General features: G+C 41.6%; 18 protein-coding genes. 3 read left to right on the forward strand and 15 right to left on the reverse strand.

Translation table 11 applies throughout. From position 1 onward, the window contains the following. Window position 1: 1 nt before the first annotated feature. Window positions 2-1,399, forward strand: a complete 1,398-nt coding sequence (locus ACFQ1G_RS11495) for a DUF5689 domain-containing protein (RefSeq protein ID WP_380739685.1) — start codon at window positions 2-4, stop codon at window positions 1,397-1,399. On the opposite strand, the gene ACFQ1G_RS11500 is transcribed toward ACFQ1G_RS11495, so the two are convergent. Then, a complete protein-coding gene (locus ACFQ1G_RS11500) occupies window positions 1,392-3,596 on the reverse strand; it encodes a S9 family peptidase (protein WP_380739687.1) in 2,205 nt (734 codons plus the stop codon). The genes ACFQ1G_RS11495 and ACFQ1G_RS11500 overlap by 8 nt on opposite strands. A gap of 144 nt (window positions 3,597-3,740) precedes the next feature. Between ACFQ1G_RS11500 and ACFQ1G_RS11505 the strand changes: the two genes are divergently transcribed. After that, window positions 3,741-5,294 carry an NAD(P)/FAD-dependent oxidoreductase gene (locus ACFQ1G_RS11505; RefSeq protein WP_380739689.1) on the forward strand — a complete coding sequence of 518 codons (1,554 nt, stop codon included), beginning with the start codon at window positions 3,741-3,743 and terminating at the stop codon, window positions 5,292-5,294. Window positions 5,295-5,326: 32 nt separating this feature from the next. Here the strand turns inward: ACFQ1G_RS11505 and ACFQ1G_RS11510 are convergent, their stop codons facing one another. The 12 genes from ACFQ1G_RS11510 to ACFQ1G_RS11565 form a co-directional block, all read right to left on the reverse strand. Then, a complete protein-coding gene (locus ACFQ1G_RS11510) occupies window positions 5,327-6,088 on the reverse strand; it encodes a hypothetical protein (protein ID WP_380739690.1) in 762 nt (253 codons plus the stop codon). Between the two features lie 94 nt (window positions 6,089-6,182). Next, complete coding sequence (gene hflX, locus ACFQ1G_RS11515; protein WP_380739691.1) at window positions 6,183-7,403, reverse strand: GTPase HflX; 1,221 nt, start codon at window positions 7,401-7,403, stop codon at window positions 6,183-6,185. Between the two features lie 123 nt (window positions 7,404-7,526). Then, the gene (locus ACFQ1G_RS11520) at window positions 7,527-8,417 is read right to left on the reverse strand and encodes a DUF3078 domain-containing protein (RefSeq protein WP_380739693.1); all 891 of its coding nucleotides are present in this window, start codon (window positions 8,415-8,417) and stop codon (window positions 7,527-7,529) included. Between the two features lie 3 nt (window positions 8,418-8,420). Beyond that, window positions 8,421-8,924 (reverse strand): DUF2480 family protein, encoded by a 504-nt coding sequence (locus ACFQ1G_RS11525; RefSeq protein ID WP_380739695.1) that lies wholly within the window; start codon window positions 8,922-8,924, stop codon window positions 8,421-8,423. Window positions 8,925-8,936: 12 nt separating this feature from the next. Continuing rightward, window positions 8,937-9,260: an SUF system Fe-S cluster assembly protein gene (locus ACFQ1G_RS11530; RefSeq protein WP_093111660.1), complete on the reverse strand. Its 324-nt coding sequence runs from the start codon at window positions 9,258-9,260 to the stop codon at window positions 8,937-8,939. A 4-nt stretch (window positions 9,261-9,264) separates the two neighbouring features. After that, entirely contained in the window at window positions 9,265-9,642 is a 378-nt protein-coding gene (locus tag ACFQ1G_RS11535; RefSeq protein WP_380740801.1) for a SufE family protein, read from the reverse strand. Between the two features lie 93 nt (window positions 9,643-9,735). Beyond that, window positions 9,736-10,974, reverse strand: a complete 1,239-nt coding sequence (locus tag ACFQ1G_RS11540) for an aminotransferase class V-fold PLP-dependent enzyme (protein WP_380739697.1) — start codon at window positions 10,972-10,974, stop codon at window positions 9,736-9,738. Between the two features lie 33 nt (window positions 10,975-11,007). Further along, window positions 11,008-12,321 carry a Fe-S cluster assembly protein SufD gene (gene sufD, locus ACFQ1G_RS11545; protein WP_380739698.1) on the reverse strand — a complete coding sequence of 438 codons (1,314 nt, stop codon included), beginning with the start codon at window positions 12,319-12,321 and terminating at the stop codon, window positions 11,008-11,010. Between the two features lie 76 nt (window positions 12,322-12,397). Continuing rightward, the gene (gene sufC, locus ACFQ1G_RS11550) at window positions 12,398-13,153 is read right to left on the reverse strand and encodes a Fe-S cluster assembly ATPase SufC (protein ID WP_380739700.1); all 756 of its coding nucleotides are present in this window, start codon (window positions 13,151-13,153) and stop codon (window positions 12,398-12,400) included. 34 nt (window positions 13,154-13,187) lie between these two features. Further along, entirely contained in the window at window positions 13,188-13,589 is a 402-nt protein-coding gene (locus ACFQ1G_RS11555) for a hypothetical protein (RefSeq protein WP_380739701.1), read from the reverse strand. A 4-nt stretch (window positions 13,590-13,593) separates the two neighbouring features. Then, window positions 13,594-15,039 carry a Fe-S cluster assembly protein SufB gene (gene sufB, locus ACFQ1G_RS11560; RefSeq protein ID WP_380739703.1) on the reverse strand — a complete coding sequence of 482 codons (1,446 nt, stop codon included), beginning with the start codon at window positions 15,037-15,039 and terminating at the stop codon, window positions 13,594-13,596. Window positions 15,040-15,093: 54 nt separating this feature from the next. After that, window positions 15,094-15,423, reverse strand: a complete 330-nt coding sequence (locus ACFQ1G_RS11565) for a HesB/IscA family protein (protein WP_380739705.1) — start codon at window positions 15,421-15,423, stop codon at window positions 15,094-15,096. A 287-nt stretch (window positions 15,424-15,710) separates the two neighbouring features. Here ACFQ1G_RS11565 and thiL point away from each other — a divergent pair, with 287 nt between their 5' ends. Next, window positions 15,711-16,766, forward strand: a complete 1,056-nt coding sequence (gene thiL, locus ACFQ1G_RS11570) for a thiamine-phosphate kinase (protein WP_380739707.1) — start codon at window positions 15,711-15,713, stop codon at window positions 16,764-16,766. A gap of 327 nt (window positions 16,767-17,093) precedes the next feature. Here the strand turns inward: thiL and ACFQ1G_RS11575 are convergent, their stop codons facing one another. Then, window positions 17,094-17,867 carry an alpha/beta fold hydrolase gene (locus ACFQ1G_RS11575; protein ID WP_380739709.1) on the reverse strand — a complete coding sequence of 258 codons (774 nt, stop codon included), beginning with the start codon at window positions 17,865-17,867 and terminating at the stop codon, window positions 17,094-17,096. An 89-nt stretch (window positions 17,868-17,956) separates the two neighbouring features. Further along, window positions 17,957-19,249: an aminopeptidase P N-terminal domain-containing protein gene (locus ACFQ1G_RS11580; RefSeq protein ID WP_380739711.1), complete on the reverse strand. Its 1,293-nt coding sequence runs from the start codon at window positions 19,247-19,249 to the stop codon at window positions 17,957-17,959. Window positions 19,250-19,395 lie beyond the last annotated feature (146 nt).

Below are 19,395 nucleotides of genomic sequence, written 5' to 3' on the forward strand. Positions count from 1 at the left end.
TATGAAAACTTACTATTTGTGTTTGCTCACTTTTCTTATTGTGGGTTGTGGTGCCGATGATGACTTTGAATTGCCAGAAGGAACAGGCGGGGCAAATAAAAACCCTGTCCCTAATACCGATTTGCAAGCGGTATTAGGGACTTATTACCAAAACCCCGAGGATATTATCACTTTTGAGAATGATCAGATCTTTGAAGCTTATGTGGTTTCCAGTGACGAAGCCGGGAACTTTTATAAAGAGCTGGTGATTCAGGATAAAGCGGAAGACCCGTTAGCAGGAATCGTCATCAAGCTTAACATGGCCTCCTATTTTCAATTTTTCAACTTCGGAAGAAAGCTGATCATAAATGCGAAGGGACTGAGCATTGGCGAGATGAATGGTGTTGCGACCCTGGGTGTTCAAAATGGAAAAAGAATTGAGAATATTCCGGCTCCTGTAATTGGGGATCATCTTTTCAGGACTTCAGAAGTGGCAGAGATTGTCCCGCTTTCCCTGGAAGCGATTCAATTCAGTGACCAATACGAGAATCTGTATGTACAATTAAGCGATGTTCAGTTTTCAGAATTTTTGGTCAACCCGGAAGATCCTTTTACCTACGCCAGTGAAGATACCGATGAATTTGACGGGGAAAGGCGGGTGGAAAGTTGCAAGGGAGATTTTCCGTTTATTTTAAGTACCAGTACTTATGCCGACTTCAAAGGCTTTAAGCTTCCTTCCGGAAATGGGAGTCTGAAAGGCATTCTCACGCGGGATTTTTATGATGAATTTTATACGATTTATCTGAATTCCCCGGCAGACATAGATTTCAGTATAAATGAACGCTGTAAACAAGACCACTTAGATTGTGGCCTCTCTGAAGAAGAGGGTTCAAAAGTGCTTTTTTGGGAGGACTTTTCAAGCCAGACCAATAACAAACCCATAAAGGGAAATGGCTGGAAATTAATAGTAGAAGAAGGCTCAAAAGAATGGGAAGCCTTTACCGCTAGCGGCGGAAATGCATCTTTAGGAAAGTCGGCCAGGATTAGACCTGCAGGATCTGGAGACCGAAAAACACAGAGCTGGTTAATTACTCCCAGTATTAATTTTGATTCCACTTCGGGAGAAGTTCTCAGCTTTAAAACATCAACCAGTTTTGCCAATGGAAGTATGTTGGAAGTGCTGATCTCCACCGATTGGGACGGTTCAGAAGAGAATTTTGGGCTTGCTACATGGAAAATTCTCTCTTCCGCATACATTGCTCAAAACTCTGACTTTTTTGGCGACTGGATATCTTCGGGGAATATAGATCTGTCCTGTGTAGAGGGGAAAGGCTATATCGGATTTAAATATACCGGTAGCGATTCCCCGTATTACAATGGGATCTATGAGCTGGACGATATCGTACTTACGGCTAATTAGAGCCTGCAGATACTGATTCTGTTTGTATCATGTTTTCCAGTTTTAACAGGAAAGCATATTCCAGCGCGATTTCCTTAAAGCGTTCAAATCTTCCCGAAGCTCCGCCATGCCCGGCTTCCATATTGGTGCGCAAAAGAAGGAGATTGTCATCTGTTTTCTTATCCCGCAACTTTGCCACCCATTTCGCCGGCTCCCAGTATTGTACCTGCGAGTCAAACAGCCCGGTAGTGACCAACATGTGCGGGTAATTCTGTTCTGTGACATTGTCATAAGGGGAGTACGACAACATGTATTCATAACTGTCTTTATTCTTTGGATTTCCCCATTCGTCAAATTCATTAGTAGTAAGCGGAATGCTTTCATCAAGCATTGTGGATACCACATCTACGAAAGGTACTGATGCGATCACCCCATTGAATTTTTCCGGCGCCATGTTAACAACGGCTCCCATTAATAAACCTCCGGCGCTTCCTCCCATTGCATACATATGTTCTGCCGATGTGTAATTATTTTCGATCAGAAATTCCGCAGCATCAATGAAATCTTTGAAAGTATTTTTCTTTTTGAACATCTTGCCGTCCTCATACCATTGTCTTCCCATTTCCTGCCCCCCGCGAATATGTGCAATGGCAAAAATAAATCCGCGGTCTAAAAGACTAAGTCGATCTGAACGGAACCATGGATCTATAGAAGACCCGTAGGAGCCATAAGCATATAATAGGGTTGGTGTGTCCGCTCCCAGTTCGGTAGTCTTTTTGTACACTAAGGTCAGTGGGATTTTCGAGCCGTCTCGGGCTTCTGCAAATACTCTTTCCGTAGTATATTCTTTCGGAGTATGGCCTCCTACAACCTCCTGTTGCTTCAATACTTTTTTCTCCCTGGATTCCGTATCATATTCTATGGTTGACATTGGTGTAGTAAGTGAAGAGTAGACGTATCTTAATTTATCTGTATTGAATTCCGGGTTGACCGAAGTATATGCCACATAGGCCGGTTCATCGAACTCCAAATAATGTTCTTCCTCGTTGTCCTGGTTCATAATTCGCAATTGCGTAAGCGCATCGCTTCTTTCACTTACCACCAGGTAATCGTTAAAAACTTCTATTCCGCTCAGCAATACTTTTTCTCTGTGAGGAATCACCTCTTTCCAATTTTCTTTTGAAGTGGCATTTTCAGGAGTCTCCATTAATCTGAAATTTTTAGCATTCCAGTTCGTCACCACGTAAAACTTGTCTTTGAAATGTTCTATGCTGTATTCATGATTCCTTTCCCGGGAAGCAAACTGACGGAATTCTCTCATCGGATTTTCAGCATCGAGAATATAATAATCATTACTTACAGTACTCCCGTTCCAAATAATGATATACTCATCAGACTTGGATTTGGAGACCCCGATATAAAATGAAGGGTCTTTTTCTTCATAGACCAGTTTGTCCTGCTCTGCATTTTGTCCCAGGGTGTGGCGGTAGATCTTTTCCGGAAGCAAGGAAACCGGGTTCTTAGTGGTATAGAAAAACGTTTTGTTGTCATTTGCCCATGCCCCGCCACCGGTACTATTATCCAGTTTGTCTGGAAGGATCTCACCGGTTTCCAGATTTTTAAATTGTATGTGATACACTCTGCGACTAAGAGTATCTGTACCAAAGGCCAGGAGCTTATTGTCAGGGCTTACTTCAAGTCCGTTGACCGAGAAGTATGCATGCCCCTCAGCGAGTTCATTTACATTGAGCAATATTTGTTCATCAGCCTCCATTGTTCCCATTTTTCGGGCATAGACGGGGTATTCTTTGCCTTCCTCGTATCGGGTATAGTACCAATATCCATTTTTAAAATAGGGAACAGACTCATCGGTTTGTTTGATGCGGCCCACGATCTCTTCATAAAGATTCTTCTGAAGTGAATCGGTATCCTTCATTACGGTTTTGGTATAGGCATTTTCCGCATTGAGGTAATCCAGAACCTTTTGAGTCTGAGCATCGGGTTTTTCTGCCATTTTCTGCTCATCTGTAAGGCGCATCCAGAAATAAGGGTCTGTACGGCTGTCACCGTGAATGGTGAGGGTCGAATCCTTCTGCATGGCATCGGGTGCTTCGGGGTAGGCAGAAGCCTTAACTAAATCTTGTTGCTGAATTTGGGCCCAGGCTGGTGAAGCGGTTACAAAGAACATACAAACTACACCATAAAGAAATTTGTGCATAATAAAAGATGTTTAATGAGCAGGGAGTGACTTTTTAGAGTCATCGGAATTAGATTTTTAAGATAAGGAAAAATGGAATAGTATTAAAAATTTCTTGATTGTGCCAAGTTGCTAATATCTATCTTTGCACAAAATTGAAAATCAGTGCAACGCGAACTCTCCTTTCAGGTCTCTCCTCAAGTGGCTGCAAATTCAGAAGCCCTTAAACTTTTCGTAGCTAAAAAGGACGGACTGGCTTTTTCTGATATAAGACACGTAGAGATCCTTAAGCGAAGTATTGATGCTAGGCAAAAAAATGTTAAGATCAATCTTAAGGTTCTGGTTTTTGTAAACGAGGATTTTCAGGAGCAAAAGATCGAACTGCCGGAATATAAGAATGTGACCAACTCTGAGGAGGTTATAATAATTGGTGCGGGTCCTGCCGGTTTGTTTGCCGCTTTGCGTTGTATAGAATTAGGGAAAAGGCCTATAGTCATTGAGCGAGGCAAAGATGTGAGGGCGAGAAGAAGGGATCTCAAAAAGCTGAATATTGAACATGTTGTGAATGAGGATTCCAATTATTGTTTTGGTGAAGGAGGAGCAGGGACTTATTCAGATGGGAAATTATATACCCGTAGCAAGAAAAGAGGTGATGTAAAACGGATTTTAGAACTCCTGGTTGGTTTTGGAGCAACTTCTGAGATCTTGGTAGAGGCACACCCGCATATTGGAACTAATAAATTACCAGCCATCATTCAGGATATCACAAAAACCATTATTGAACACGGTGGAGAAGTACTTTTCAATTCACGGGTTGTCGATATACTAGTGAAGGATCAGGAAATTTCCGGAGTTAAACTTTTGGATGGCCAGACGATAAGTGCCAAAAAGGTGATTTTAGCCACAGGACATTCAGCGCGTGATATTTTCACCCTTTTAGACCGGAAGAATATAAAGATCGAGGCAAAACCTTTCGCTTTAGGGGTTCGGGTAGAACACCCGCAGTCATTGATCGACAGGATACAATATCATACCGATGACAGAGGCGAATATTTACCGCCATCTTCTTATAGCCTGGTAAAGCAGGTGAACGGCCGTGGGGTCTATTCATTTTGCATGTGCCCCGGCGGAATAATAGCACCTTGTGCTACTTCCCCCGGCGAGATCGTAACCAATGGCTGGTCCCCCAGTAAAAGAGATCAGGCGACCGCTAATTCGGGTATTGTAGTTGAGGTACGACCAGAAGACTTTAAGAAATACGGAAACTCTCCGTTGGCGGCCATGTACTTTCAGCAGGAGGTGGAACAAACTGCCTGGGCGGCAGGAGGAAAGACCCAGACAGCACCGGCACAACGGGTGGTCGATTTCAGTAACGGCAAAACATCTTCAGATTTGCCTGTAACGTCCTACAAACCGGGAATCACTTCAGTAGAATTAGGATCTGTTTTACCGGATTTCATTTACAAAAGTCTTCAAAAAGGCTTCATTGAATTCGGGAAAAGTATGAAAGGTTATTTTACGAATGAGGCTGTAGTCCACGCCACCGAGTCAAGAACGTCCTCTCCTGTTAGAATTCCGCGTGACCCTGAAAGTCTGGAACACATCCAGATAAAAGGTTTATATCCTTGTGGAGAAGGAGCGGGTTATGCCGGAGGAATTGTTTCCGCAGCTATCGATGGGGAAAAATGTGCCGAAAAAGCGGTTTTAGCTTTGGGTTAGAACTTGGAAGGGCAATTTAATTAGAATTTGTACTATTCGTCTTCGTCCTCTTCTTCGTTTTCGTTTTCGTCCTCATAGGCTACCCGGTATGGAGACCAGATCTCGTACATGGGATCGCCTTTTGAACTTTTTCCTTTATGGTGCCATTCATTATCATTTAGCGTATAGTCAAATGGAATTTTGGCGCCAGCACGACTGTTATCTCTGGAGAAAAACTCAATGTTTTCAGTGTATTTACCATTTTCTGCGGAATAGGTTCCTCCTCCGGTACCAAAGAATTCTCCGGTTTCTGAATTAAAGGCGATCCATTGGAAACGATCACCACTTAATATCTTTATCGTTCGACGGGCACCGGGAGTACTTCTTTGCATTTTTCCATCCCTTTCTCTACCTGTAAATACCCATGTGCCTGAAAGATTGTTTTTGTTGACTGAAATGCGTTTCCATGCTTTTTCAACACCTCCACCAATTTCCGCCAGGACCAGTCCGTCATATCTGTGAAATCCTTCAAAGGTTATTTCTCTGCCAACCAGGGTAGAGTCTGAAGTATGAAAATCATATTTCTCGGAATACCCACTATCAATAAAAAATTCGCCACCTGCGGCAGACAGGAACTCATTCGTATTGGCATCCCAGGAAGCATAAGCGAAGTAACCATCCTGATAGATTTTGATGGTTATGGTGTCTTCTACCGGTTTCTCATCCAGGTAGATCAACTGCCAGGCACCGTCCATATTCTGGGCTGAAAGGAAATTCCATGTAAAGAATAATATCGCTAAAAATAACCTGTTCATTAGTAGGTGTTTAGCTTATAAATTTACGGATTTAAAAAACAAAAAAACAGCCCCAATGTGAGAAGGGGCTGTTAAATGTGTAGGAAGGAAGAGCTTACTCTTCCTCTCCGTAAGTGTCATATTCCGGATAAAGGAAGTTGTTATAAGGGAAGCGGGTAATATGTATCTGCCTTACTGCTTCGTATACTTTCTTTCTGAATTCTTCTAAATTTTCCTTGTTAAGGGCTGATATGAAGAGTACGTCATCTCCTAACCGGTTCATCCAGGTTTTTTCCCATTCTTCAAGGGTGAAGTGAGAACTCGTTTTTTCGGTCATCAGATCATCTTCTTCGATCTTTTCAGCTTTATATGCATCGATCTTATTGAAGACCATTAGGGTAGGCTTATCTGCACTCTTAATTTCTGCTAGAATCTGGTTTACCGAAGCAATGTGATCTTCAAAATTAGCATGAGAAATATCAACTACATGAAGTAAAAGGTCAGCTTCCCGTACCTCGTCGAGCGTAGATTTAAAAGACTCGACCAATTGTGTAGGTAATTTTCTTATGAATCCAACCGTATCAGTCAATAAGAAAGGAAGGTTCCTAATTACCACTTTACGAACGGTAGTATCAAGGGTGGCGAAAAGCTTGTTTTCAGCGAATACCTTACTCTTACTGATGACATTCATCAAGGTTGATTTTCCTACGTTTGTGTAACCAACCAGAGCTACACGAACTAACTGCCCTCGATTCCCGCGCTGTACTTCCATCTGTTTGTCAATGGTCTCCAGCTTTTTCTTTAAAAGGGAAATCTTATCACGGACGATCCTACGGTCAGTCTCGATCTCTGTTTCCCCCGGTCCACGCATTCCAATACCACCTCGCTGTCTTTCAAGGTGAGTCCACATACCTGCCAGTCGTGGTAAGAGGTACTGGTATTGTGCTAACTCAACCTGAGTGCGGGCGTAACTGGTAGTCGCTCGCTGGGCGAAAATATCAAGAATAAGGTTCGTTCTGTCCAGAACCTTGCAATTCAGTATTTTTTCAATATTCTTTTGTTGAGCCGGTGAAAGTTCATCATCAAAAATGGCGGTGCCTATCTCATTTTCTTCCACAAAATAACGGACTTCTTCCATTTTCCCCGTACCGATAAAGGTCTTGGGGTTAGGCATATCCATTTTCTGTGAAAAACGTTTTACGACTTCTCCTCCGGCCGTATAGGTTAAGAATTCAAGTTCGTCAAGGTATTCCGTTAATTTTTCTTCATTCTGGTCTCGGGTTACGATCCCGATCAAAACAACCTTTTCGTATTCTAAATCGCTCTTTTCTAGCATAAATGTTTTTGAGTATACCTGCAAAGTTACACAATTGCTCGGTTTGCAATGTATAATTCAGGTGACTGTAATCTTAAACATTCCCTAATGTTAAGGCAGGATGTTAAGATTTAAATGTTGTTTTTAAAAAGTGTAATTGAATCCGGCTCCAAAAACTTCTCTTATCTGAAATGCTGCCACGGTATTATCATCATAGATGGCCTGGAAAATGAGGTTTGCAGAAATGAATTTATTTACGCTCATTTCAAGGTTCATCAAGTAGTCTATGTCAATGTTACCGGGTTTTGAAAGGTAATTTGAATATAGGCTGAGATTATTTTCCATGGAGACATTCTTTACGATGTCAAATTTGGCGTATGCGTTCAAAGAAGCACCTAATTCGAATCTGGAACTTTTACCTTTGTCAACACCAAAATAGCTGCCATCCTGATAAGTAGGACCTGAAGTGAAGTCCTTGTCAACGAAAATGAATCTGGCAGTTGCCGGAGCCAGGTTAACCCAGAGATTGTCGCTTTTTTTCCACATCATACCCGGGCCAAACTGAAGGTATGCCGGAGATAAAAAGTGAGTGGTCTCAGATCTTATTTCTTGTCCGGTAATATCATCTTCAGCATAGACATAGCCTTTACTGAATTGTGTTCTGAAGTTAGTGAAAAAGGTAATATACCAGTTAGAGTCATCAAGCTCTCTTCCTGCTATGGAATTTATTTCAAGTCGGTCACTTGTTTTTCTGGTGAACTCGTCATCCTTTAGTTTAGTAAGACCGTAGTTTGCCAATAACTTGTTATCCCAGGAAAATTGTCCTTTTCGGTAGTTAAGCTGGTAATCCAGAATTAGGTTTCCAGCCATGCTGGAGGTACCTCCGCCGGTCCATTCTTTATTGAAAGCCGACTGATTGAATAATAATTGAAATTTTCCGGTGGAATTCCATCCTTGTGGATCTTCTTCTTTTTCTTCCTGAGCTGTGACTGTAAGTCCGAATAAAATAAAAACCGCAAGTAAAAATTTCTTCATTTTTTATCGTTTAAAAAGTGGTACAGATGAGCATGCTTCCCCGTACATAATGCTTTTTGCAACGGGTTGCAGCTTATTGATAACCTGAAGATACGCATTTTTTGGAACTGGCTTTTTAGAACAACCTTTAATTATAACCGGTAGATCTTTATATTCTGAAACATCCAATTCCTGGATAATTTCAGTGTAAAGAATAGTTTCCAGGGTTTCCAGGTCGCCCACTACCACTTTTTGTGCAACCGGGGTAAGGTAAGTGGTTAGCAGCATGTAAGCCCAACCGGGAATAATAGCATCTGTAGAACAGGTGAGGGCGACAAAACGATCCTGATATTGAGACCAGTCATGCGACTTTGCACTTTCCCGGAAATCCTTCTCCCTAAGGACAAGTCCTTCCAATAACCAGTCTTTAATGTCAAAAAGGATCCTTTCTCCTTCCGGATAAAAGTCCTCAAGGTCGAAGGTCACTAATTTACTATTCGCTACTCTGTTTACAATTTCTTCTGCCATAGATAGAATAGACTAAAGCATTCCTAATTCCAGTTTTGCTTCCTCGCTCATGAGTTCCTGGCTCCAAGGCGGATCGAAAGTGATCTCCACTTCACAATCAGTTACTTCATCCATAGATTTGACCTTCTCCTCAACTTCCATAGGTAATGATTCGGCTACGGGACAGTTAGGCGTAGTAAGCGTCATAAGGATCTTGATCTCATTATCAGTGCTTACCATGACGTCATAAATTAAACCTAATTCATATATATCTACAGGAATTTCAGGATCGTAAATGGTCTTTAGGACCGTCACGATCTTTTCTCCTAAAACTTCTGAGTTCTTAGCGTGTTCCATTTTTTTAGTTCAATTGGGTTTGATATGCCACCGCATACATTTTAAGTTGTTTGATCATACTCACCAGGCCATTTGCACGGGTCGGGGAAAGGTGCTCCTTCAGTCCTATCTCGTCAATGAACTGAGTATCGGCCTCGATAATGTCCTTTGGATGTTGGTTTGAGAACGCCCTAATGAGGATGGCTATGATACCTTTGGTGATGATCGCGTCACTGTCTGCAGTGAAAACCAGTTTATCATCGTTAAGTTCAGCATGAACCCACACCTTACTCTGGCAACCTTTGATGAGGTTATCATCGGTTTTATATTTTTCTTCAATAAGCGGAAGGGATTTTCCCAGTTCGATCATATGTTCGTAACGCTGCATCCAGTCGTCGAACATTTCGAACTCGTCTACTATCTCATCCTGTATTTCTTTAATTGTGCTCACAGTGTGTCTATTTTATGCTTCGGAAGCCTTCCGAAGAATTCACTTTTAAGATAACATGTTTTTGGCTCTTTTGACAGCCTCTACAAAGGCATCGATCTCCTCCTTTGTATTATAAAAGGCGAAAGAGGCTCTTACCGTCCCCGGAATTTTGTAAAAATCCATTATAGGTTGCGCGCAGTGATGTCCTGTTCGCACGGCAATTCCAAGCTTGTCGATGATCGTTCCAATGTCGTAAGGATGTATCTCGCCAATATTGAACGAGATCACAGCTGTTTTTTCTTCGGAAACGCCATAGATCCTCAAGCCTTCAATCTCCTGAAGTTTCTCGGTAGCATATTCAAGCAGTTCCTGTTCATAAGCAGCGATCTTCTCAAATCCGATGGCATTCATGTAATCCAGTGCGGTGCCAAAAGCTATGCCTCCGCAAATATTTGGAGTTCCGGCTTCAAATTTATGAGGCAGATCTGCGTAGGTGGTCTTTTCAAAAGTAACCGTCGCGATCATTTCGCCCCCACCCTGGTAGGGTGGTAATTTGTTAAGCCATTCTTCTTTTCCGTAAAGGACGCCCACTCCCGTAGGTCCGCACATTTTGTGAGCAGAAACCACATAGAAATCTACATCCAAATCCTGAACATCAGCTTTGATATGAGGCGCAGCCTGTGCTCCGTCTAAAAGTACTGCTGCGTCTACGGCGTGTGCTTTTTCAATGATCTCTTTCACCGGGTTTACGGTTCCTAAGGCGTTCGAAACATGATTTACAAAGACCAGTTTTGTCTTTTCAGAAAGAAGCTTGTCGTATTCTTCCATTTTCAAGGTCCCGTTCTCATCCATAGGGATCACTTTTAGAACGGCACCGGTTCTTTCGCATAGCATTTGCCAGGGAACAATGTTCGAGTGATGTTCCAAGGCAGATACTATGATCTCATCTCCTTCATTCAATAATGCAGAAAATCCACTGGCCACCAGGTTGATGGCGTTGGTGGTACCTGCAGTATAGATGATCTCATGTGCTTTGGCAGCATTAAAATGCTTTTGGATATTGATCCTTGCCTGCTCATAAGCATCTGTTGCTTCCTGGGACAATGTGTGAACACCCCTGTGGATGTTGGCATTATACCGGGAGTAATAATCTACTATCGTATCAATTACCTGTTGTGGAGTCTGCGAGGTAGCTGCATTGTCAAAATAAACCAAAGGGTATCCATTCACTTTACGGGAAAGTATGGGAAAATCCTTTCGGATCGTTTCGACATCAAAATGTGCTTTTTCGGCGGCAACTTTCATTTCAGGTAAATTGGGTTTTTTATAATTCAGGATCTACAGGTTAAAGCCCACGTTCACCCCAAGTTTTTCAGCAAGGATTCCGTTGATCCTCTTTTTAAGTTCAGGGATCTTCACACTTTCCAGAACGTTGTTAGCAAAGGCGTACATCAATAAGGCCTGAGCTTCTTTTGCAGGAACTCCACGAGAACGCAAGTAGAACAAGGCTTCATCATCTAACTGACCAATGGTACAACCATGACTACACTTCACATCATCTGCAAAGATCTCAAGCTGAGGTTTAGAGTTGATAGTTGCCTTATCGTCTAACAAGATATTGTTGTTGGACTGGAACGCGTTTGTTTTCTGGGCTTCCTTTTCCACCTTGATCTTTCCGTTAAAAACACCCACAGCGCTCTCTCCAAAAACACCTTTGTAATCCTGGTGGCTTTCACAGTTTGGCTCGGCGTGGTGAACAAGGGTATTATGGTCAACATGCTGTTTTCCGCCAATAACAGTCACCCCTTTTAAGGTAGAATCGATCCTTTCTCCTTTCTGATAGAAGTTTAGGTTGTTTCTCGTAAGGTTTCCTCCAAAGGAGAATGTATGCACTGAAACGTTACTTTCACGCTTCTGCTCAATAAAAGTGTTATCAATAAGCGAAGCTGTTTTATTATCATTTTGGATCTTGTAATAATCCACAATAGCCCGCTTGTCTGCAAAGATCTCGGTAACCGAATTGGTCAATACCGGGTGATCTGTAAGACTCTGGTGTCTTTCTATGATCTGAACATGTGAATTCTCTCCAACCACGATCAAATTCCTTGGCTGCACCATTAAAGCGGATTCATTACCGGTAGAAAAGTTGATCACCTGTATTGGCTTATCAGCCATGGTGTTCTTCGGAATATTGATATACGCGCCCTCGTGAGAGAATGCCGTATTCAATGAAGTAAGACTTTCCTGTGGCGCGACCTTGTTGAAATAATTTTCAATGACCGGCTTATACTTCGAGTGGTTCATCGCCGAAGACATTAAACAGGCATCTATCTTATCGTGAGTCGTTGATGACAGATGAGACGAGTAAATTCCGTCGATGAATACGATCTTATAAGTATCGATATCATCTATGAAATATTTCTCAACGTCTCTGTATTCTATAGTTTCCTCTTTTCTTGGGAAAACCGTGTAATCATGCTTCAGGACCTTGTTAAGGGAAGTGTATTTCCAGGCCTCCTGTTTCTTAGTAGGAAAACCGACGGTCTCAAAATCTTTTATTGCACGGCTTCGTATCTCGTGAATATCAGTATTTGTATTCACGTTTTCTTCGAATGCCAAAAAAGAGGATAATAATTTATCTTTTAATTCCATTGTTCTTGTTTATTGTCTTTCCCAAAAAGGGAAATAATTGTGGGCGAAAATTTGATCTTCCAAAAGGGAAATCAACTTATTGAGCGTCCACTTCTTCCTTGATCCAGTCGTAACCTTTTTCTTCAAGCTCAAGAGCAAGTTCCTTGGTTCCCGACTTTACGATCTTTCCATCATACATAACGTGTACAAAATCTGGCACTATATAATCCAGTAATCTCTGGTAGTGAGTGATCACTAAAGTTGCATTTTCAGGGGTTCTTAATTTATTTACACCGTTAGCAACAATTCTAAGGGCATCAATATCAAGACCTGAATCGGTTTCATCCAATATCGCCAGTTTCGGCTCTAACATCGCCATCTGGAAGATCTCGTTTCTCTTCTTCTCTCCTCCGGAAAAACCTTCGTTCAAAGAGCGGGAAAGGAACTTACGGTCGATCTCCAAAAGTTCAGATTTCTCCCTGATCTTCTTCAGCATTTCATTGGCAGGCATATCTTCCAGGCCTTTCGCCTTCCTGTTCGCATTGATAACCGTTCTCATGAAGTTGGTAACGGTCACTCCAGGAATTTCAACAGGATACTGGAAAGAAAGGAAGATACCTTTATGCGCTCTCTCTTCAGGGGCAAATTCTCCAAGGTCTTCACCTTCCATGATGATCTCCCCGCGAGTTACTTCATACTCTTCCTTCCCGGCAATAACCGAAGAAAGCGTACTTTTTCCTGAACCATTCGGTCCCATTATGGCATGAACCTCTCCCGGATTAATCTCCAGGTCAATACCTTTTAATATTTTAAGACCTTCTACTTTAGCGTGTAAATTCTTTATTTTAAGCATAATTTCTATTGAATTTCCTGTTGAACAGGGTTTTCTAATTTTTGTTTGGAACGGCAGTTTTTACGCTGTCCGCTTTTCTTTCCGGGATTTCCAGAATTTCTCTTATTTGTGCGATCTCATCCCAACCTTCACGCCCGGGATTATCTATTATCTTAGCTTTAACTACCACAGGGATCATATCGAATTCGTCCCTTTTTAAAGGTTCTACTTTCTTGACCAGGGCCATTGAAACCGAATCCAGTTCAACTCCGTAAATAAAGCTGCGTCCTTTTAGTACAGCTGCATCGGCGAGATAAATGAATTCTGCTTCTACAGTTGTAAGACTGTCTTTGACCACTTCTTCAACGGGTGCTTCCACCTCTTTCTTTTTCTTCTTGCCTTCACAAGCCGAAAGCAGGAACAAGCCAATAAGCAGCGTCAATAATGTTCTTTTCATATCTTTATCCTACAGATCCTTCTAAAGAGATCTCTAATAGTTTTTGAGCCTCTACCGCGAATTCCATTGGTAGTTTGTTCAGTACTTCCTTACTGAAACCATTTACGATCAACGCGATCGCCTGTTCGGTATCAATACCTCGCTGATTGCAGTAGAAGATCTGATCTTCTCCAATCTTACTGGTAGTCGCCTCATGTTCAACTTTAGCCGTTTTATTTTTGGCCTCTATGTAGGGGAATGTATGCGCTCCACATTTATTACCCATCAACAATGAGTCACATTGTGAGAAATTTCTTGCGTTTTCCGCACGACTGTTTATTTGTACGAGTCCGCGGTAACTGTTCTGACTTTCTCCTGCTGAAATACCTTTTGAAATGATTGTACTCTTGGTATTCTTTCCAAGGTGGATCATCTTTGTTCCGGTATCTGCCTGCTGAAAGTTGTTAGTTACGGCAATAGAATAAAATTCTCCAACCGAATTATCCCCTTTTAGTACACAAGAAGGGTATTTCCAGGTTACTGCAGATCCTGTTTCTACCTGCGTCCAGCTTATCTTGGCGTTCTTCTCACAAAGACCACGCTTGGTCACGAAGTTGAAAACACCACCTTTACCTTGTTTGTCTCCAGGATACCAGTTTTGAACGGTCGAATATTTTATTTCGGCATCATCAAGAGCGATCAGCTCTACCACTGCCGCGTGTAATTGATTTTCATCTCTAGAAGGAGCGGTACAACCTTCAAGGTAGCTTACATAGCTTCCTTCATCGGCTACTACAAGAGTTCTTTCAAACTGGCCTGTACCTGCCTGGTTGATTCGGAAATAAGTTGAAAGCTCCATCGGGCATCTAACACCCTTAGGGATATAACAGAATGAACCGTCACTAAATACTGCTGAATTTAAAGCAGCGTAAAAATTATCTTTTTGAGGAACAATGGTTCCAATATATTTTTTCACAAGTTCAGGGTGCTCCTGAATTGCTTCGGACATAGAGCAGAAAATGATCCCTTTTTCAGCAAGCGTCTTTTTGAAAGTCGTAGTTACCGAAACAGAGTCCATAACCACATCTACTGCTACTCCTGCAAGTTTCTTTTGCTCGTCAAGAGAAATACCCAGTTTCTTGAAAGTATCCAGCAATTCTGGATCTACTTCATCAAGGCTTTCGTATTTAGGTTTCTTGTTAGGTGCCGAATAGTAAGAGATATTCTGGAAATCGGGTTTTTTGTAGTGCACGTTTGCCCATTCCGGTTCGATCATTTCCTTCCACGCTTTGAACGCTTCCAGTCTCCAGTTCGTCATCCATTCGGGCTCGTTCTTCTTCTTGGAGATCGCGATCACGATATCCTCATTAAGTCCTACCGGGAATGTATCCGATTCTATATCGGTGTAAAACCCGTATTTGTATTCCTTATTGTCGAGCTCCTTCTTTAAATCGTCTTCAGTATATGCCATTTTTTCAGTTTAATGTTGGGTTGCAAGGCAAAAACCCTGCAGGGAAACCAGGTTTTAGAGAGAAAAACTCTCTCCGCAGCCACAGGTGCGCTGAGCATTTGGGTTATTGAATACAAAACCTTTGCCATTTAAGCCGCCTGAATACTCTAATATGGTTCCGGCCAGGTATAAAACGCTTTTTTTGTCTACAACAATTTTAATTTCGTTGTCTTCAATCAATTTGTCCCCATCTGTTTGAGCTTTGTCAAACTTTAATTCATAGGAAAGACCAGAGCATCCACCGCTCTTTACACCTACACGAACGTAGTCGCGCAAGGCGTCATAACCGTCCTCTTTCATAAGGTCGGTAATTCTTCTTTTGGCGCTTTCACTTACCTTGATCATATCTTATAAAGATTAATTCTAAATTACGTGCAAATATAATACAAACAATAGGTTTAACCATGCTAAAAAGCATTAGAAAAAGGAATATGGCCATTGCATTTGGCTATTTAAGGCTGCGCAGCTCTGTAGAGGGTTTTTGGGTGGTTAAAAAATTGAAATTCAGTTTAATGTGTAAACTTTCAGGGGTCTTATAATGAGATATTGAATTGAAATTTAGGATTTTTCACGCATCAGTCGTCATTTGAATATTTAACCTTTAATTTTGCACCACACAAACAATTATTTATATGTTCGAGAATAGTCAGGAGAGCAGAACCAGCCTTTCGGAATACGGTGAATTTGGATTGATTGATCATTTGACCAAAAATTTGAAGATCAACCATGAATCTACCATTAAAGGAATTGGAGATGATGCCGCGGTGTTGGATTTTAAAGATGAGAGAGCCGTTGTGACCACAGATCTTTTAATAGAAGGCGTACACTTTGACCTTTCTTACATGCCGCTAAAGCATCTTGGTTATAAAGCAGTAATGGTTAATCTTTCTGATGTTTATGCCATGAATGCCACACCAAAACAGATCACGGTTTCTTTTGCGGTTTCTAACAGATTTCCGGTAGAAGCCCTGGAGGAATTGTACGCTGGAATTCAGCTGGCAGCTGATCTTTATAAGGTAGATGTGGTTGGGGGAGATACTTCGTCGTCAACTTCTGGGTTGATCATAAGTGTCACAGCTTTGGGATCTGCTAAAGAGGAAGATGTTGTTTACAGAAGTGGTGCTCAACCTAACGATTTGCTTGTAGTGACTGGTGACCTTGGGGCTGCTTACATGGGGCTTCAGGTATTGGAGCGCGAAAAAGAGGTTTTCAAAGTGAACCCTCAGTCACAACCAGATCTTGAGCCTTATACATATCTTATCGAACGTCAGTTAAAGCCTGAAGCCAGAAAGGATATCCCACCGTTATTAAAGGCGTTGGATGTCAAGCCTACCTCAATGATAGATATCAGTGACGGTTTATCTTCTGAAATTATTCATATCTGTAAGAAATCAGAAAAAGGCGTTTATCTCTATGAGGAAAAAATTCCGCTTGATCCTGCTGTGATTTCTGTTTGTGAAGAATTTAAAATTGACAGTACTACCATCGCTTTAAGCGGAGGTGAGGACTATGAATTGTTGTTCACTATCGCGCAATCTGATTTTGAGAAGATCAAAGGCAATCCTAATTTCACGGTGATTGGTCACATGGCCGAAGAAAAAGAGGGGATGCACTTAATTACCCGTGCAAATCAAAAAATACCTTTGATCGCTCGTGGCTGGAACGCCATGAAGGAAAAAGAAGATTAAGAAGCCTTAAAAAGGAGTTTCTTATTACGGTTCAACCGGCGTTCATGGATATTTGCCAATAAAGAATTGGCCTCCTGAAGCCTTGGGGTGAGTTTGGCTAAAAAGCCATTTGCCGTATCGGTCATTTCCTGCCCACAACGTGAGCAGGAATATTCCTTTACATGATTGGTTATCTTTCTCGAGATAAACAACCGGTGGCCAAAATACAAACAAATTAAACTGCCAATTGAACATAGAAATGGGGACTTTCTCGTATGCATATTGAACAATGTATTGGTTAGTGTAGGATAAAACTATGTAAAGAAATTCAAAAAATCGACGAAAAGACTATTTTTTCGATGAAATACACAAATTAAGGAATTCATTCCTACACTCCAAATAGCTTAAATGCCCCCCCGGGAGCACGATATGACTGGTTTCACATTTTTTTGCTAACGATCTGATTGTCATCAGGTCAATTAAAGAGTCTTCGGCTCCGGAAACGATGATTTTTGGTCCTGAATGCTTTTTTAAGGTCTCAATTCGATTTGTGCGAATTTTCATACCTTTTAATGCGGCCGTAATTCCTTTGGTTGGAAACGCCGATGCTCTCCTTTTCAGTTCAGCTACTTCCTTGGAGAAGATCTTTTCATTTTCCGGAGTGAGGAGGTTTGAGATCGCCATGCTTACAAATGCTTTCTTATTTCTTTGGACCACTTCTACGGCCCGATCCCGGTTCGTTCGTTTTTCTTCGGAATCTTCTTCGGGAGTTGAATTCAGTAACATGAGCTCGTTGACCATTTCAGGATTGGCCTCCAGGAATGCCAATGTCACATAGCCCCCCATGGAATGTCCTATGAAATTCGCTTTTTTGACTCCCAGCTCTGATAGTACTGCTTTCACAACCTGCGCCATTAATTCCATGGTATGAACTTCTTCAATGCATTCAGATTTACCATGCCCCGGTAGATCAATAGTAATGATGCGACCATATTTGGAGAATTCAGGAATGAAATTGGTCCAGATCTCTTTTGATTCCAGGAATCCGTGCAGGAGAACGAGCGTTTCCCCTTTGCCCGTATCAGTATAGTGGATCTTTTTATTTTGAAATTCTATGGTCATAGTTTTTAAATGTTTCAGAAAAAAGAAAGCCACAAATTACCATTTTAAAAAGGTGATTTGTGGCTTTGATTTTATCTCTTTCAAGAAATTTAAGAATTCATGATCTCTTCAATTTCATCTGCTTCAATAGGAATATTTCTCATTAGGTTGAACGGTTCACCTTTTTCCTGGATAACCACGTCGTCTTCCAGTCTTATTCCGAAGCCTTCATCAGGAAGATAGATTCCAGGCTCAACGGTGAAGACCATGTTCGCTTCCATTGGCTCGTATAAAAGTCCGTAATCATGGGTGTCCAGACCAATGTGATGAGAAGTACCGTGCATAAAGTACTTTTTATAGGCAGGCCAGTCCGGATCTTCGTTTTGAACATCTGCCTTGTCAAGCAGGCCTAGTCCAAGCAGTTCGGAGGTCATTAATTTCCCGACTTCCACGTGATAATCTGCCCATATAGTTCCCGGAACAAGCATTTTTGTAGCTTCATTCTTAACACGGTTTACAGCGTTGTAAACTTCCTTTTGTCGTTTGGTGTAACGCCCTGAAACAGGAATGGTTCTGGAAAGATCACTGGAATAGTTCGCATATTCGGCACCTGTGTCCAGTAGGATCAATTCCCCTTCCTTACATTGCTGGTTATTCTCGATATAGTGCAGAACATTAGCATTTTTTCCGCTGGCGATGATCGGTGTATAAGCAAATCCGCGGGAGCGGTTGCGAATCATTTCATGCCAGTATTCAGCTTCGATCTCATATTCCCAAACTCCCGGTTTGATGAATTTTAATACTCTGCGGAAGGCTTTTTCGGTAATATCACAAGCTGTTTGCATCAGGTCAAGTTCGATAGGGTCTTTTACTGAACGTAACTTCTGAAGTATCGGGTTGCTTTTAGCAACTCTGTGCGCAGGATATTGTTCTTTGCACCATTTAATGAAACGGTCTTCACGGGTTTCAGTTTCAACATTTGCGCGGTAGTGTTCATTTGTGTTGAAATAAACAGTGTCTGCCTGGGTCATTACTTCGAAAAATATTTTTTCAAAATCCTTCAGCCAGAATACATTTTTGATGCCTGAAACTTCAAAAGCTTTTTCCTTAGTGAGTTTTTCACCTTCCCAAACCGCGATATGGTCATTGGTTTCGGTAAGGAAAAGCATTTCTCTGTGCTTCTCGTTTGGAGCATCAGGGAATAGCACAAGGATACTTTTATCTTGATCTACACCACTCAGGTAGAACAGGTCCCGCGCCTGTTCGAAAGGAATGGTACTGTCGGCACCAATAGGATAGATATCATTAGAATTGAAAACCGCCAGGCTTTTCGGCTGCATTTGGGCCGTAAAGTTTTTGCGGTTCTTTATAAAGAGATTTCGGTCTATAGGATGATATTTCATATTTGAAATTTTAGTGTGTGCCACAAATTTAAAAAATTAAAGGCGAGGATCCCGAAAAGTATGCTGGAAATCACATGTGATCATGGCACAAAATAAGATGCCGGAAGCATCTCTTTTTCAATTAAGAAAAGGTTATAGTTAATTAC

The organism is Salinimicrobium gaetbulicola, from assembly GCF_042676025.1.
Taxonomy (GTDB): Bacteria; Bacteroidota; Bacteroidia; order Flavobacteriales; family Flavobacteriaceae; genus Salinimicrobium; species Salinimicrobium gaetbulicola.

Bases quoted from the DNA above. Each gene is read 5' to 3' on its own strand.
- ACFQ1G_RS11495 (WP_380739685.1), top strand. From the start codon at position 2: ATGAAAACTTACTATTTGTGTTTGCTCACTTTTCTTATTGTGGGTTGT.
- ACFQ1G_RS11500 (WP_380739687.1), bottom strand. From the start codon at position 3,596: ATGCACAAATTTCTTTATGGTGTAGTTTGTATGTTCTTTGTAACCGCT.
- ACFQ1G_RS11510 (WP_380739690.1), bottom strand. From the start codon at position 6,088: ATGAACAGGTTATTTTTAGCGATATTATTCTTTACATGGAATTTCCTT.
- hflX (WP_380739691.1), bottom strand. From the start codon at position 7,403: ATGCTAGAAAAGAGCGATTTAGAATACGAAAAGGTTGTTTTGATCGGG.
- ACFQ1G_RS11520 (WP_380739693.1), bottom strand. From the start codon at position 8,417: ATGAAGAAATTTTTACTTGCGGTTTTTATTTTATTCGGACTTACAGTC.
- ACFQ1G_RS11525 (WP_380739695.1), bottom strand. From the start codon at position 8,924: ATGGCAGAAGAAATTGTAAACAGAGTAGCGAATAGTAAATTAGTGACC.
- ACFQ1G_RS11530 (WP_093111660.1), bottom strand. From the start codon at position 9,260: ATGGAACACGCTAAGAACTCAGAAGTTTTAGGAGAAAAGATCGTGACG.
- ACFQ1G_RS11535 (WP_380740801.1), bottom strand. From the start codon at position 9,642: ATGTTCGACGACTGGATGCAGCGTTACGAACATATGATCGAACTGGGA.
- ACFQ1G_RS11540 (WP_380739697.1), bottom strand. From the start codon at position 10,974: ATGAAAGTTGCCGCCGAAAAAGCACATTTTGATGTCGAAACGATCCGA.
- sufD (WP_380739698.1), bottom strand. From the start codon at position 12,321: ATGGAATTAAAAGATAAATTATTATCCTCTTTTTTGGCATTCGAAGAA.
- sufC (WP_380739700.1), bottom strand. From the start codon at position 13,153: ATGCTTAAAATAAAGAATTTACACGCTAAAGTAGAAGGTCTTAAAATA.
- ACFQ1G_RS11555 (WP_380739701.1), bottom strand. From the start codon at position 13,589: ATGAAAAGAACATTATTGACGCTGCTTATTGGCTTGTTCCTGCTTTCG.
- sufB (WP_380739703.1), bottom strand. From the start codon at position 15,039: ATGGCATATACTGAAGACGATTTAAAGAAGGAGCTCGACAATAAGGAA.
- ACFQ1G_RS11565 (WP_380739705.1), bottom strand. From the start codon at position 15,423: ATGATCAAGGTAAGTGAAAGCGCCAAAAGAAGAATTACCGACCTTATG.
- thiL (WP_380739707.1), top strand. From the start codon at position 15,711: ATGTTCGAGAATAGTCAGGAGAGCAGAACCAGCCTTTCGGAATACGGT.
- ACFQ1G_RS11575 (WP_380739709.1), bottom strand. From the start codon at position 17,867: ATGACCATAGAATTTCAAAATAAAAAGATCCACTATACTGATACGGGC.
- ACFQ1G_RS11580 (WP_380739711.1), bottom strand. From the start codon at position 19,249: ATGAAATATCATCCTATAGACCGAAATCTCTTTATAAAGAACCGCAAA.